We start from the raw sequence: 14,149 nt of genomic DNA, 5'->3' as shown, positions 1-14,149 counted from the left end.
TGCCACCGCCATCGGGAATCGTCGTGAACGACGGACCCTCGACCGTGGGCCGCGGGGTCGGCGCATCCGCATCCGTGCACGCCGAGGTCGCCCCGGCCACGAGGGCTGCCGCGGCGGCCACGCCCAGGTGTCGGACGGAGCTCCGGGTCACCCTGCGTCGCGATTCACGCATCGACATCCCCGCCCATCTCCCTGCAGATGACGCCTGAACGCTACCTCTTGACCACCGTCCGCGCGCCGCCTGACGTATCACCGACGCGCGGCGCCTCTCTGACCGTCGAGGCCTCGATGGCCTCGCGCCGCCAGAGGTCACGAGGAGCACGTCATGGGAATCCCTCCGCACGCAGCACGCATGGCCGGAGCCTGGGCCGTGCAGACCAGCCGACCGGCTCCCGTGCCGGCACCGGCATCGGCCCGTCCAGTCCCGCGCGACCGCTCGCACCGGATCACGGCGGCCCGCCTACTGCACCCGCTGCGTCGGCCGATCCAGCTCTCGCCCAAGGACGCCCAGAGCCCGCTCGGCACCCAGCCCGCCCGGCACGCCTGACCGGGCGATCCGGCATACGACCGCTCAGCCGGTCTGCGCCTTGAGCGCGGCCCTGACGAGGTCGACCGCTGCCGCGGCGTCGAGCCCCGCGTCGCGGGCTGCTGCCGCGAACTTCGCCGCGAGCGCCATGACGGCGACGTCGGCCGTGTGCTCTCCGGACGCCACGACGGTGCCGGCCCGACGACGCGTCTCGACGAGCCCCGCCGCCTCAAGCTCCTTGAAGGCGCGCGCCACGGTGTTGGCGGCCAGGCCGAGGTCTGCGGCGAGGGCCCGCACGGTCGGAAGTCGGTCGCCCGGCAGCAGGTGGCCCGTCGCGATGAGGCCGGCCAGCTGGGCACGGACCTGCTCGAAGGGGGGCTCGGCGACCTCGAGGTCGACGACGATGCGCAGGTCGTCGCTCATCGGGAGCCCCCACCCGACGTCGAGACCGCTGACGCTGCAGGATGGTTCGCCGCACGCGAGCTCGGCACGGCAGGCGCGTCCCAGAGCAGGCAGAAGAGCGCGGCGACCAGGGCGACGAAGCCGAGAAGCGTCAGCGAGAAGGCGAGGTTCTGGGTCCAGTCGACGGGCGCGACGGGCGCGGGCGGAAGTCCCGTGCCGCTCACGGCGCCGCGCAGCCGCTGGGTCACGTCGTTGAGCTGCGGGCCGATGGTGAGGCAGAGCCCGGCTGCCGTGACGAGGGAACCGGCGGCTGACCACCGCAGCACCCGCACGCGCGCCCCGAGCCGAAGGGCACGATCGAGGTCGGGGTGGTCGACGTGGGCCGGACGGGCGTCGGCGACGCGCAGGGCGAGCCACGTGGCGACGGCCAGCAGCGCGAGGGCGCCGACCGTCCCCAGCGTGTAGTCGCGGCCGGGGTAGGCGCTCGTGGTCGTGACGACGACTCCCTTCCACTCACGCATGCCGAGGCGACCCCCGGGCGCCGACGTCAGCCACCCGACGAGCAGCCCCACGGCACAGAGCACGAGCCCCGCGACGTAGTAGCCGGTCAGGCGCACCGACTCGGTGCCACGGCGGATGTCCAGGGCGGCCTCGCGGCGAGGTCCGGATGTCGGCCGGCGGGGCGCCCAGCGCTCGGCCACCGCCGCGACGATGATGCCGGCGAGGGCCGCGAGCGCCGGTACGCCCGGGTGGGCGGTCGCGCCCTCCCCCGACGACGACGCGACGGACCGGTCGACGCCTGCCTGGGCGACGGCATACGCAAGGAGTGCGCCGACGACGGAGCCCAGCGCGGCCCGGCGTCGGGCCCGCGCGGCGAAGGCGTCGAGCCGGCGTGCGCCGAGCCACCGCGCGAGGTTGACGACCAGCGCCAGCAGCACCACCGGCCCGAGGTACCACGTGATCACGCGAGCATCCATGCCAATCCCCTCAACCCCGACTTTGTCGCAATCATTTAACTCATTGATACAAAGCGAGTCAAGCGGCCACAGTCAGGGTGAGCGGGGTCACGCCCATCCCTCGACAGGCTGGCCGACGTCGGCAATCGCACCCGCTAGCATCTACTACGTCATGTAGTTCTGGTGCGACCCTCGCGGAGCCCCCATGGATGCAACGGACCTGGCACGGTGGCAGTTCGCCATCACCACCGTGTACCACTTCCTCTTCGTGCCGATCACGATCGGCATGTCCCTCATCGTCGCCGTCTTCCACACCGCCTGGGTGCGCACGCACAACCCGCAGTGGATGAGGCTGGCGAAGTTCTTCGGCAAGCTCTTCCTCATCAACTTCGCGCTCGGTCTCGTCACCGGCATCGTGCAGGAGTTCCAGTTCGGGATGAACTGGAGCGACTACTCGCGCTTCGTCGGTGACATCTTCGGCGCGCCGCTCGCCATCGAGGCCCTGCTCGCCTTCTTCCTCGAGTCGACCTTCCTCGGCCTGTGGATCTTCGGCTGGGGGCGCCTGCCCGAGAAGCTGCACGCCACGACGATGTGGCTCGTCCACATCGGCACGGTGCTGTCGGCGTACTTCATCCTCGCCGCCAACTCCTTCATGCAGCACCCGGTCGGCTACACCTACAACGCCGCCAGCGGCCGCGCCGAGCTGACCGACTTCTTCGCGGTGCTGACCAACAAGGTCCAGCTCGTCACCTTCCCGCACGTCATCTTCGCCGCCTACATGGCCGGCGCCGGCGTCGTCATGGGCGTCTCGCTCTGGCTCATGCGCCGTGAGGCCAAGGCGGCCGCCGACGACGCGCAGGACGTCGCCCGCACCGACGCGCCGATGTACCGCACGGCCACGCGCATCGGCGCGGTCCTGACGCTCGTCGCCGCCGTCGGCGTCACCATCACCGGCGACGTGCAGGGCAAGATCATGACCGAGGTGCAGCCGATGAAGATGGCGGCCGCCGAGGCGCTCTACGAGTCCGTTCCCGCGGGCGAGGGGGCGCCCTTCTCGGTGCTGACGGTCGGCTCGCTCGACGGGTCGCACGCCAACGCGATCATCGAGATCCCCGGCCTGCTCAGCTTCCTTGCGACCGGCAACTTCCAGGGCGCGGTCCGCGGGATCAACGACCTCAAGGCCGAGTACGCCAAGACCTACGGCGCGAGCGGCAACCCCCGGGTCGCCGACGTCGCGACCGCCTTCGTCCCCAACATCCCGACCACCTACTGGACGTTCCGTCTCATGATCGGTCTCGGGATCGCCACGGCACTCATCGCGATCGCCGTGCTCTGGCTGACGCGGAAGGGGCGCACCCCGACCGCCAAGTGGCTCGCGTATGCCGCCGTGGCCGCTCCGCTCCTTCCCGTCTTCGCCAACAGCTTCGGCTGGATCTTCACCGAGGTCGGCCGCCAGCCCTGGCTCGTCTTCGGCCTCATGACGACCGCCAACGGCGTCTCCCCGAGCGTCTCGATGGGCGAGGTCATCACGTCGATGGTCGTCTTCACGCTCCTCTACGGCGCCCTCGCCGTCGTCGAGATCAAGCTCTTCCTGCACTACGTCCGCAAGGGGGCCGAGCCCTTCGAGGAGCCGCAGGACCCCGCCGACCGGGACGAGGACGCACCCCTCGTCTTCGCCTACTGAGAAGGGCTGAGCTGCAATGGATCTCGCCACCTTCTGGTTCATCGTCCTCGGCGTGCTCTGGACGGGCTACCTCGTCCTCGAGGGCTTCGACTTCGGCGTCGGCATGCTGCTGCCCGTTCTCGGCGGCAAGCGCTACGCGTCCGACGCCGCCGACGCCGAGAAGCGCCGCCGCGTCCTGCTCAACACCATCGGCCCGGTCTGGGACGGCAACGAGGTGTGGGTGCTCACCGCCGGTGGCGCCACCTTCGCGGCGTTCCCGCACTGGTACGCCACGCTGTTCAGCGGCTTCTACCTGCCGCTGCTTCTCATCCTCGTCGCCCTCATCGTGCGCAACCTCGGCTTCGAGTACCGCCACAAGCGGCCCGAGGCCCGGTGGAAGGCCCGCTGGGACCTGGCGATCTTCTGGGGCTCGCTCGTGCCCGCGCTCCTGTGGGGTGTGGCGCTGACGAACATCGTGCGCGGTGTGCCGATCGACGCGAACAAGGAGTTCACCGGCAACCTCTTCACGCTGCTCAACCCGGCCGGCCTCCTCGGCGGGCTCGTCTTCGTGACGCTCTTCCTCACGCACGGCGCGATCTTCGTCGCCCTCAAGACCGACGGGAAGATCCGTCACGAGGCACGCCAGGTCGCCGAGCGCGTCGGGGTCGTCGCCGCCGTGCTCGCGGTCGCCCTGCTCCTCTGGCTCGGCCTGACCGACGGCAAGCTCGCCTCGTGGGTCACCACGGTGGTCGCTGCGGTTGCGCTCCTCGGCGCCCTCGCGGCCAACCGCGCGGGTCGTGAGGGGTGGGCCTTCATCGGCACGGCCGTCACCATCGCCATGGCGGTCGCGACGTACTTCCTCGTGCTCTTCCCGAACGTCATGCCGAGCTCGACCAACCCGGACTGGAACCTCACCATCGCCAACGCCTCGAGCACCGACTACACGCTCAAGGTCATGACGATCGTCGCACTGATCTTCACCCCGATCGTGCTGATGTACCAGGGCTGGACGTACTGGGTCTTCCGGAAGCGCCTGACGGTCAAGCACATTCCCGAGGACGCACCGCGCGAGACCGTCTCCCGCTGACCGTCTGAGCCACACGACCCCACCCGTCCGACCCGACGAGAGAGCACGCACTCCGTGAAGCCCTTCGACCCACGACTCCTCCGGGCGGTCCCTGCCGCCCGGAGGCCCGTCGGCGTCCTCGCCGCGACCGGCATCGCGAGCGGTGTCACGACGATCGCCACGGCCTTCGCGCTGTCGGCGGTCGTCGTCGCGGTCGTCGAGGGGACCGACCTCGCGTCGCCCCTCACCTGGCTGCTCGGGCTCTTCGTCGCGCGGGCCTTCCTCGCTGCGACGACGGAGCGGGTCGCCGCCTGGGCGGGCGTCTCCGTCTCGTCGGCGCTGCGGGCGGCCCTGCTGCGCCGCTGGGGCACCGTCGACGCCGACGCGCGGCTCGAGCCGGGCGCCGCCGTCTTGCTCGCGACCGGGGGCACGGCGGCCGTGGAGCCGTATGCCGCCCGCTTCCTCCCGACGCTCGTGACCGCAGCCGTCGTGCCGGTCCTCGCCATCGCGACGCTCGTCGTCGTCGACTGGCCGAGTGCGCTCGTCGTCGCGCTGACGCTGCCGCTCCTGCCCGTCTTCGCGGCACTCATCGGCAAGGCCACGGCCGAGTCGACGGAACGCCGCTGGGCCGCCCTCGCCTCGCTCTCCGGCCACTTCCTCGACGTCGTCCGCGGCCTGCCGACGCTCGTCACCTACGGACGGGCCCACCGCCAGGCCATGACCGTGCGCGAGGTCAGCGACCGGCACCGGCGCGCCACGATGGAGACCCTGCGCATCGCGTTCCTGTCGTCCGCTGCCCTTGAGCTGCTCGCGACGATCTCCGTCGCCATCGTCGCCGTCACCGTGGGCCTGCGCCTCTCGCACGGCTCGATGGCGCTCGGCGCGGGACTCGTCGCGATCCTCCTGGCGCCGGAGGCGTACTGGCCGGTGCGTCGGGTCGGGGCGGAGTACCACGCGGCCGCCGACGGAGCCGTCGCCCTCGACGCGATCCTCGGCCAGCTCGACCCCACCCCCGCCGCAGTCGGATCCCCCTCGACCCCCGCACCGAACGCCGCGTTCGGTGCCGAACTCACTGATAGAACAGCGCGTTCGCGACCGAACGCCGCGTTCGGTGGGGTGGTGCCGGAGTTCGGGCGGGTCGGGGAGGTGCGCCTCGCCGGCCTCACGTACGCGTATGCCGGGTCGCCGGCTCCCGTCGTCCGTGACCTCGACCTCGTGGCGGGTCCAGGCCTCACCGTCGTGACCGGGCCGTCCGGCGTCGGCAAGTCGACGCTGCTCGACCTGCTCGCCGGTCTGCGCCGCCCCGGGGCCGGAACCGTCGAGGCTCCTCCGTCGCACTACGTGACACAGCGGCCGTTCCTCTCGACCGGGTCGGTGCGCCAGGCGCTGACGATCGGCCACCCGGCCACCGACGACCAGCTCTGGGAGGCCCTGCGCGCCGTCGGTGTCGACGGTGTCGTCGCGGCGCTCCCCGGTGGGCTGTCCGCCGACCTCGGCGACGACGGCTTCGGCCTGTCCGCCGGCCAGCGCCAGCGGCTGGCCCTGGCCCGCGCCTGGCTCGCCCCCGAGACGCTGCTGCTCCTCGACGAGCCGACCGCGCACCTCGACCCCGAGGGCGCCGAGCACGTCGCCGCCCTCGTCGCCGAGCTCGCCGAGCGCCGTGTCGTCGTCGCTGTCACGCACCGCGACGAGCTGCTCGCGCACGCCGACCACCACCTCGTCCTCGCCGCCGCAGACGCCTCCTCGGTCGAGGTGATCCCGGAGGCGACGTCGCTGTCGACATCACCTCGAACCGCGGGAGAGGAGGGCGACCGATGAGCACCGCGTCCTCTCCTGACGCCCGCTTCGAGGTGATCGCGCACCCCACGTCGGTGCCGGCATCACCTCGAACCGCCGGTTCGCGGCGGCGGCGGGTCTGGTGGCCCTCGGCCGGCACCGTGCGCGGCGGCCTGCTCGGCGGCATCGCCACGGCGTCGGGCATGGCCCTGACCGCGACCTCGGGCTGGCTCATCGTCCGGGCGTCACAGCAGCCGGTCATCCTCACCCTCCTCACCGCCATCGTCATGGTGCGCGCCTTCGGCATGGCGCGACCCGTCTTCCGCTACTGGGAGCGCCTGACGAGCCACGACGCCGCGCTCGAGATGCTCGCCGAGCGACGGACCTCCGCCTACGAGGCACTCGTGCCACTCACGCCCGCCCGGCTCGGGCGACGCCGCCGCTCCGACGTGCTGACCGGGGTCGTCGACGACCTCACCGACGTCGTCGACGCGCAGGTGCGGGTCACCGTGCCGGTCATCTCGACAGCCGTCGCGGGCGGCATCGCCATCGCGCTCACCCTCGTGCTGTCCCGACCCGTCGGCCTCGTCATGCTCGGGCTCGGCGTCGCCGTCTGCCTCATCAGCCTGCTCGCGACCCGCCTCGAGTCCCGCTCCCTGCCGGAGCTGCTCGCGGCCCGCGCCGAGGTGACCCGCGTCAGCGAGCTCATGGCGAGCCAGTCGGGCGAGCTGCGTGCCGTCGGCGGCTGGGCGACGGCGCTCGGCTGGCTCGACGAGGCCCACAGCGCCCTCGACCGCGTCACCCGACGCATCAGTGCCGGTCGGGCGGCCGCCGCCTCACTCTTCCTCGTCGCCGTCGGCGCGGCGGTCGCTGCCACGGCGGTCATCGCCCAGGACCTCGCCGTGTCGACGCCGGTCAAGGCACTCCTCGTGCTCACACCCGTCGCCGTCTCCGAGGCGATCACCCCCCTCGTCGACGCCATGCGCGCCCTCGCCCGGGCCCGCGGCAGCGAGCGCCGCATTGACGCCCTGCTCGACCTCGCCCCGGCCGTCGCCGCGGAGCCCCGCCACGCAGCCGCCGAGCCCGGCCCCGCGCTCGACGACACGTCGGGCACCCGGCCCGACCACACGGCATACGCACGCAGTGGCGTCACGACGCGGGCACTCACCGCCTCGTGGACGGGCGAGCGCACCGATCTCGGCCCGACCGACCTCGACGTGCCCGCCGGCAGTCGCATCGCGGTCACCGGACCCAACGGCAGCGGCAAGTCGACCCTGCTGGCCGTGCTCGCTCGCCACCTCGACCCGTCGGGCGGGACCTACCGGCTCGGCGGGACCGACGTGCTCCGCCAGCCCCTCGAGGAGACCCGCGCGCGCATCGCCGTCGTCGACGACGAGACCCACGTCTTCGCCACGAGCCTGCGCAACAACCTGACGCTGGCCCGGCCCGACGCGGACGACGCCGACGTCGAGCGCGCCCTCCGCGCCGCCGGCCTCACGACGCTCCTCGAGGGTCTGCCCGACGGCCTCGACACGACCCTCGGGTCCACCGGCCGCGGGCTCTCCGGCGGCGAGCGAGCCCGCCTCGGCATCGCCCGGGCGCACGTCAGCGGCCGCCCCGTCGTCCTCCTCGACGAGCCGGTCGCCCACCTCGACCCGCCCACGGCCCGCGCCGTCGTCGAGGACCTGACGCGACTCGGCAGCGCACCGGGTACGACAGGGGTGGCGGGCACGGACGCGCCTGCGCAGACGATCATCATGGTGACCCACCGCGACGACGGGGCCGACCTGTTCGACCGTGTCCTCGAGGCGCGCCGCCCGCCGTCGGGGACGATGTCCCCGACCACCGCAGACCCGGTCCCCCACTCGGGCGACCGCACGCACGAAGCCGACCCACCCCGTCGGTAGATTGGAACGCCATGCCCAGCACACCCCGCAACCGTCTCGGCGACCTCGAGCGTGTCGTCATGGAAGAGCTCTGGACCACCGCGGACGCCCACCCCGAGGGGCGCACCGTCCGTGAGGTCCACGACGCGATCGGTGTCGAGCGCGGGCTCGCCTACACGACGCTCATGACGGTCCTCGACCGGATGGCGAAGAAGGACCTCGTCCACCGCGAGCGCGACGGCCGCGCCTGGCGCTACACCGCCGCGTCGACCCGCGCCGAGCTGACGTCGGAGTCGCTGCACCACACGCTCGGCGAGCTCGCCGGCGACAAGCGACGCACCGCGCTGCTCCACTTCCTCGACGAGTCCACCCCGGAGGAGATCGACGAGCTCAAGGCCGCGCTCGCCGAGCTCGAGGCGCGGCGCCCCGACGGCGCGAGGCGCTGACCGACCGATGACCCGCTCTGCGGCCCGCCGCACCACCTGACTGTGCTCGTCGTCGCGTCCCTCGTCGTCCTCGCGGTCCTGCTCGCGTGGCCGGTGCCGCGCGTCCTGGCCCGGGCGACGTCGCTGCGCCGGGCGCCCCGGGCTGCGCTCGTGCTGTGGCAGTCCACCGCCGTCGCCGCCGTGCTCGCCGCGCTGCTCGCGGCGCCCGCGGCGATCCCGCTGCTCGTCGGCCGGCAGGTGCGGCTCTCGGAGCACTGGGTGACGCTCGCCGTGGCCGCCGCGCTCAGCGGGGTCGTCGCCGTGCGGCTGCTCCTCTCGGGCGACCGGGTCGGGCGCAACCTGCGCGCGGCGCGCCGTCGCCACCGCGACCTCGTCGACCTGCTCGGGGTCCCCGGCGAGGGCGCGGACCGGCACATGCGCGTCCTCGAGCACACGACCCCGACGGCCTACTGCGTCCCGGGGGTCCGTCGTCGCGTCGTCCTGACGCAGGGCACCCTCGACCGGCTCGGTCCCGACGAGCTGTCGGCGGTCCTCGCCCATGAGCGCGCCCACCTCGGCGCCCGCCACGACCTCGTCATGGAGTTCTTCACCGTCGTCCACGAGGCGATGCCCGGCTTCCTGCGCTGCGACGACGCCCTGCGCGAGGTGCACCTGCTCATCGAGGTCCTCGCCGACCGCGCCGCCGTCCGTCACGCCGGGGCCGTCAGCACCGGGCGCGCCATCGTCGCCATGGCCGGCGGCCCCAAGCCGGCCGGCGCCATGGCGATGGCCGACAGCACGCGCGTGGCCACCGCACGCATCGGGCTGCTCGATGCCGAGCAGATCGCCGGCCTGCCGATCCCCGCCGTCGCGGTGATGATGTATGCCGTGTCGGCCGTTCTCATCGCGACGCCGCTCGCGCTCTACCTCGGCGCGATCGCCGAGCTCACGCTCGTCTGAGGGCCTGCCGACGCCCGGGGCGCCTCGATAGGGTGGCGCCATGCGCGTACTCGTCAGCGGCGGAGCCGGCTACATCGGCTCGCACACGGTGGTCCAGCTCGTCGCGGCGGGGCACGAGGTGCTCATCGTCGACAACTTCGGCAACAGCAAGCCGACGGTCGTCAACCGTCTCGAGGCCCTGACCGGCACCCACCTCGACGTGCGGTCGTTCGACCTGCGCGACCACGACAAGACCGAGCACCTCTTCGCCAACGAGAAGATCGACGCGGTCATACACTTCGCCGGGCTCAAGGCCGTCGGCGAGAGCGTCGAGCTGCCGCTCGAGTACTACGAGAACAACCTCGTCTCGACCTTCTCGCTCGTGCGCGCGATGCGTCGCCACGGCGTGACGAAGCTCGTCTTCAGCAGCTCGGCCACGGTCTACGGCCACAACAGCCCGCCGCTCACCGAGGAGATGTCGACCGCGGCAACCAACCCCTACGGCTGGACCAAGGTGATGATCGAGCAGATCCTGCGCGACGTCGCCGCGGCCGACCCGTCGCTGCGGATCGCCCTGTTGCGCTACTTCAACCCGGTCGGCGCGCACGCGAGCGGCACCATCGGCGAGGACCCGCAGGGCATCCCCAACAACCTCATGCCGTTCATCGCCCAGGTCGCGGTCGGCCGACGCGAGAAGCTGCTCGTCTTCGGTGACGACTACCCGACCCCCGACGGCACGCCGCTGCGCGACTACATCCACGTCGAGGACCTCGCCGCCGGCCACCTCGCGGCGCTGGCCAAGCTGGGCCAGGTCGACGACCCGGTCTCGACGTGGAACCTCGGCACGGGTCACGGCACGAGCGTCCTCGAGGTGCTGCACGCCTTCGAGCAGGCGGTCGGCCACGAGCTGCCCTACGAGGTCGTCGGCCGCCGTGCCGGTGACCTGCCCGAGTCGTTCGCCGACCCGTCCCGTGCCCACGCCGAGCTCGGCTGGCGGGCGGAGCGGACCATCGAGGACATGTGCGTCGACCAGTGGCGCTGGCAGAGCGCCAACCCCACCGGCTACCCCGACGCCTGACCCCTGCCCAGCCCCCCACTCGAGTGAGCGCCCAACCACAGTCGAGTGAGTAGGCCGTCACACCGGTCCCACGATCGTGTGACGGAGCGCTCACTCGAGTGGGACGGAGCGCTCACTCGAGTGCGGGGTGGGGTGGGGTGGGTGGGTCAGGGTTGGGGGTCGAGGGCGTCGTAGTGGCGGAAGGACGACACCCGCGCGACGGAGGCGATGACGAGCACGACGACGAGGACACCGCCGACGACGGACGGCACCCACGTCGCCGTCAGGGTCGCGAGCGTCCCGGCGAACATCTGACCCAGACGCGGTCCGCCCGTGACGACGACCGTGAAGACGCCCTGGGTGCGACCGCGCAGGTGATCCGGAACGGCAGCCTGAAGGATCGACTGGCGGAAGATGGCGCTGATGTTGTCGGACCCGCCGGCCACGGCGAGGCAGAGGGCCGCGAGCGCGAGCGCCCACCGGTTGGCGTCGCCGAAGTCCATCGACTGCACCGCGTGCCCGCCGAGCTCGGTGACGGCGAGGACGACGCCGAACCCGAGGATGGCGAGGCCGTAGGAGACGATCGCGTTGCGGATCGCGAGGCCCTGCCAGCGCAGGCCCGTCACGCGCCCGGACCCGAGGCTGGAGAGGATCCCGCCGACGGCGAACGACGCGAGCAGGATGCCGGCCGTGACCGACCCGCCCCCGATGACGATCGCGCCGACGGCGGGGAAGAGCACCATCGGCTGGCCGAACGTCATCGCGATGATGTCGACGATGAAGCTCATCCGGACGTTGGGCGCGCGCCGCAGGTGCGCGAGCCCGTCGACGACCGAACGGAAGCCACCGGTGGTCGGCCGCTCCCCCTCGGGCCGGATGCGCGGCAGGGTCCACAGCCCGAAGAAGCCGGCGAAGAAGAGGATGACGTCGACGGTGTAGGTCCACGCGTAGCCGGCCCGCGCGACGAGCACGCCGGCGATGCCCGGGCCGACCGTCACCATGATCCCCGCGGAGATGCCGAGCAGCGCTGCGGCCTTGGGCAGCTGCTCCTTGGGCAGCAGTCGCGGCGTGATCGCCTGTCGCGTGGCCGAGGCGATCGTCGCGGCGACGGCGTTGACCGTGGTGATGACGTAGAACATCCAGACCTGCTCGGCCCCGAGCCAGACGATCGTCGCGAGGACCACGGTCGAGGCCCACGCCACCGTCGAGGCGGACAGGGCCACCGCGCGCCGGTCGAAGCGGTCGGCGATGGCACCGCCGTAGAGCCCGGCGAGGATCATCGGCAGCAGGGAGAACCACGCGACGAGGGAGACCATGAAGGTCGAGCGCGTCAGGTCGTAGATGTGCAGGCCGACCGCCGTGTTGGTGACGAACGTGCCGATGCCGGCGAGCGTGTTGCCGAACCAGAGCCGGGCGAAGGGCGGGCTGACCCGCAGCGGCGTCAGGTCGACGAAGTGCGACCGACGAGCGGCCGGGGCGGGCGCCTCAGGGCCTGGGGGTGCATCGGTCACAGAGTGAAACTACGCCACCGCCAGGTCGCCCGACGGCGCGGGGAGGCAGGCCTCGACGTCGCGCAGTCGCGAGCCGTCGCGCACCCACACCCAGCGTCCGTCGACGGTGCGGCGGGCCACCTGGGTGCGCACCGTGCCGTCGGGCGTGGTCGACGTCGTCATCGCGAGCCCGCCGGTCACGACGGCGCGGGCCGACACCGCCTGCGCCGGCTCACCGACCGGACCGAGGACGCCCGCAGCCAATGCGGCAGCGAACGCCGAGCGGATGGCGGTGGAGCCCGCCGCCTCGCGACCGCGCGGAAGGCTCACGACGGCGTCGGCGGCATACAACCCCACGATGCCGTCGAGGTCGCCGGCGGCGACGCAGGCGGCGAAGCAGGACTCGAGGGCCTCGGGGGCACTGGCCCCCACGGCGGACGGGTGCGCGGTCGTCGTCATGGTCACACCGTCCCACCAGCCACCGACAGCCCCACCGGCCACACAGCCAACCCCAGAACCGGCCACGCGAAGGCCTCCGCCACCCGCTCGGCGACACCGTGACGAGGTGAGACCGCGCTTCGGGCCTCGGGGCCCGATCCGCGGTGTTCAATGGGCACCATGTCGTCTCGCCCACTCCACGTCACCTTCGTGTGCAGCGGCAACATCTGCAGGTCTCCCATGGGTCACGTGATCCTCCAGCGCCTCGTCGACGACGCCGGCATCGCCGAGGACGTCCGGGTCAGCTCGAGCGGCACCGGCGACTGGCACGTCGGCGAGCACGCCGACCCGCGCACCGTCGAGGTCCTCGCCGAGCACGGCTACGACGGCTCACGGCACCGGGCCCGAGAGTTCGACCCCGACGAGTTCGACGACCTCGACCTCGTCCTCGCCTCGGACGAGGGACACGTGCGCACGTTGCAGCGGCTCGCCCGTACCCCGCACAACCGCAGCAAGATCCGGCTCGTGCGTGAGTTCGACCCCGAGGCCGTCGCCGCCGGCACCCTCGAGACCGGGGACCCGTGGTACGGCGGTCCCGAGCACTTCGCCCGGTGTTTCGCAGAGGTGGAGGCGGCCTGTCATGGCATCCTTCACCACGTCAGGGACCAGCTGGACGGCCGGCTGGCCGGACGCGCACACTCCCAGCGCGACACGGAGCAGCCCTGACCCGATGCGAGACCTGAATCTGACTGTGCCCGACTATCCCTATGGTTCCCCGTGCTGGGTCGACCTGCTCGTCAGCGACGTCCCCCGCGCCCAGACGTTCTACAGCGAGCTCTTCGGCTGGCGCTGGCTGGCCGGCGACCCCGCGACCGGCGGCTACACGATGGCGCTCCTCGACGGCCACCCCGTCGCCGGCATCAGCCGCAAGCCCGAGACGGCAGCGATCCCCAGCCAGTGGACGACCTACCTCCGCGTCGGCGACATCGACGTCGCGGCGCGAGCCATCCACGCCTACGGCGGACGCACCCTCGGACGGCCCGTCTCCATCGGCGCCCTGTCCCGCACACTCATCGCCGTCGACCCCGGCGGCTCGTACTTCGGCGTCTGGGAGCCCGGTGACCTGCCGGGCAGCGGCATCCTCGACGAGCCCGGGTCGCTCACGTGGAACGAGCTGCTCACCCGCGACTACGAGATGGTGCAGAACTTCCAGTTCGGCGTCTTCGGCCACGAGTTCACCGACGAGACCGAAGCCGGCGGCCCACGCTGGGCGACGGCGCACACCGGCGACGGCAACCCGGCCTACGGCCTCGCGGAGATCGACGGCGAGTGGCCGGCCGAGATCCCGCCGCACTGGGTGGCGTCCTTCGCGACGCGCAACGTCGTGCCGGGCCTGGCGCGTGCGCTCGACCTCGGCGCGACGCTGCTCCAGGGCCCGTTCGACGGGCCGTACGGGATGGGTGCGGTGCTGAGCGGCCCTGAGGGAGACGTGTTCTCGCTCCTCGTCCCCGACCTCGACTGACCA

General features: G+C 72.4%; 14 protein-coding genes. 10 read left to right on the top strand and 4 right to left on the bottom strand.

Translation table 11 applies throughout. The features are described 5' to 3' along the window. Positions 1 to 325 precede the first annotated feature (325 nt). Positions 326 to 547, top strand: coding sequence for a hypothetical protein (locus tag AB4Z14_RS05370; protein ID WP_056826088.1), 222 nt, complete (start codon positions 326 to 328; stop codon positions 545 to 547). A 24-nt stretch (positions 548 to 571) separates the two neighbouring features. On the opposite strand, the gene AB4Z14_RS05365 is transcribed toward AB4Z14_RS05370, so the two are convergent. Beyond that, positions 572 to 949 (bottom strand): GntR family transcriptional regulator, encoded by a 378-nt coding sequence (locus AB4Z14_RS05365; protein ID WP_442274299.1) that lies wholly within the window; start codon positions 947 to 949, stop codon positions 572 to 574. Beyond that, on the bottom strand, positions 946 to 1,905 hold the full coding sequence (locus tag AB4Z14_RS05360; protein ID WP_442274298.1) for a hypothetical protein: 960 nt from the start codon (positions 1,903 to 1,905) through the stop codon (positions 946 to 948). Before AB4Z14_RS05360 ends, AB4Z14_RS05365 begins: the two co-directional genes overlap by 4 nt. 184 nt (positions 1,906 to 2,089) lie before the next feature. Here AB4Z14_RS05360 and AB4Z14_RS05355 point away from each other — a divergent pair, with 184 nt between their 5' ends. From AB4Z14_RS05355 to galE, 7 genes are read left to right on the top strand one after another with little or no spacing between them, the layout of a single operon-like run. Continuing rightward, positions 2,090 to 3,568 (top strand): cytochrome ubiquinol oxidase subunit I, encoded by a 1,479-nt coding sequence (locus AB4Z14_RS05355; protein WP_442274297.1) that lies wholly within the window; start codon positions 2,090 to 2,092, stop codon positions 3,566 to 3,568. 16 nt (positions 3,569 to 3,584) lie between these two features. Beyond that, positions 3,585 to 4,634, top strand: coding sequence for a cytochrome d ubiquinol oxidase subunit II (gene cydB, locus AB4Z14_RS05350; RefSeq protein ID WP_442274296.1), 1,050 nt, complete (start codon positions 3,585 to 3,587; stop codon positions 4,632 to 4,634). A 54-nt stretch (positions 4,635 to 4,688) separates the two neighbouring features. Continuing rightward, positions 4,689 to 6,431 carry a thiol reductant ABC exporter subunit CydD gene (gene cydD / locus AB4Z14_RS05345; RefSeq protein ID WP_442274295.1) on the top strand — a complete coding sequence of 581 codons (1,743 nt, stop codon included), beginning with the start codon at positions 4,689 to 4,691 and terminating at the stop codon, positions 6,429 to 6,431. After that, positions 6,428 to 8,296 (top strand): thiol reductant ABC exporter subunit CydC, encoded by a 1,869-nt coding sequence (gene cydC / locus AB4Z14_RS05340; protein ID WP_442274294.1) that lies wholly within the window; start codon positions 6,428 to 6,430, stop codon positions 8,294 to 8,296. Before cydD ends, cydC begins: the two co-directional genes overlap by 4 nt. Before the next feature lie 11 nt (positions 8,297 to 8,307). Then, entirely contained in the window at positions 8,308 to 8,721 is a 414-nt protein-coding gene (locus AB4Z14_RS05335; RefSeq protein ID WP_442274293.1) for a BlaI/MecI/CopY family transcriptional regulator, read from the top strand. 42 nt (positions 8,722 to 8,763) lie between these two features. After that, positions 8,764 to 9,660 (top strand): M56 family metallopeptidase, encoded by an 897-nt coding sequence (locus AB4Z14_RS05330; protein WP_442274292.1) that lies wholly within the window; start codon positions 8,764 to 8,766, stop codon positions 9,658 to 9,660. A gap of 40 nt (positions 9,661 to 9,700) precedes the next feature. Continuing rightward, positions 9,701 to 10,717 (top strand): UDP-glucose 4-epimerase GalE, encoded by a 1,017-nt coding sequence (gene galE / locus AB4Z14_RS05325; protein WP_442274291.1) that lies wholly within the window; start codon positions 9,701 to 9,703, stop codon positions 10,715 to 10,717. 146 nt (positions 10,718 to 10,863) lie between these two features. On the opposite strand, the gene AB4Z14_RS05320 is transcribed toward galE, so the two are convergent. Then, the gene (locus AB4Z14_RS05320) at positions 10,864 to 12,207 is read right to left on the bottom strand and encodes an MFS transporter (protein WP_442274290.1); all 1,344 of its coding nucleotides are present in this window, start codon (positions 12,205 to 12,207) and stop codon (positions 10,864 to 10,866) included. 9 nt (positions 12,208 to 12,216) lie between these two features. Further along, positions 12,217 to 12,645, bottom strand: a complete 429-nt coding sequence (locus tag AB4Z14_RS05315; protein ID WP_442274289.1) for a YybH family protein — start codon at positions 12,643 to 12,645, stop codon at positions 12,217 to 12,219. A gap of 159 nt (positions 12,646 to 12,804) precedes the next feature. On the opposite strand from AB4Z14_RS05315, the gene AB4Z14_RS05310 reads away from it, so the two are divergent. Further along, positions 12,805 to 13,350, top strand: coding sequence for a low molecular weight protein-tyrosine-phosphatase (locus tag AB4Z14_RS05310; RefSeq protein ID WP_442274288.1), 546 nt, complete (start codon positions 12,805 to 12,807; stop codon positions 13,348 to 13,350). A gap of 25 nt (positions 13,351 to 13,375) precedes the next feature. Beyond that, positions 13,376 to 14,146 carry a VOC family protein gene (locus AB4Z14_RS05305; protein WP_442274287.1) on the top strand — a complete coding sequence of 257 codons (771 nt, stop codon included), beginning with the start codon at positions 13,376 to 13,378 and terminating at the stop codon, positions 14,144 to 14,146. The last annotated feature ends 3 nt before the right edge of the window (positions 14,147 to 14,149 follow it).

Source organism: Terrabacter sp. 2TAF16, from assembly GCF_052115065.1.
Classification (GTDB): domain Bacteria; phylum Actinomycetota; class Actinomycetes; order Actinomycetales; family Dermatophilaceae; genus Terrabacter.
The sequence above is the reverse complement of the archived record's forward strand: the minus strand, read 5'-3'. Positions and strand labels throughout refer to the sequence as shown.